Genomic DNA, 207 nt, shown 5'->3' with positions numbered 1-207 from the left:
ATGGTACGCACATTGCTGATACGGTTTACCGCACGTGAGCCAAGATCGGAACTGAATTCCTGATCGCGGAACACGGTTAACCCCTCTTTCAGGCTCAACTGGAACCAGTCGCGACAGGTTACGCGGTTGCCGGTCCAGTTATGGAAATATTCGTGACCGATGACGCGCTCAATATCGAGGTAATCTTTGTCGGTGGCGGTATCGGTA

At 52.2% G+C, this 207-nt stretch carries 1 protein-coding gene; it reads right to left on the bottom strand.

The window, feature by feature from the left end:
* The coding region (locus tag FDX22_RS21170) for a M1 family aminopeptidase (RefSeq protein ID WP_146717730.1) at window positions 1-207 on the bottom strand (207 nt) is incomplete at both ends.

It is taken from the genome of Citrobacter sp. TBCS-14, from assembly GCF_005280805.1.
Classification (GTDB): domain Bacteria; phylum Pseudomonadota; class Gammaproteobacteria; order Enterobacterales; family Enterobacteriaceae; genus Citrobacter; species Citrobacter gillenii.
Note: the sequence above shows the minus strand (reverse complement) of the source record. Positions and strands in the feature narration are given on the sequence as shown.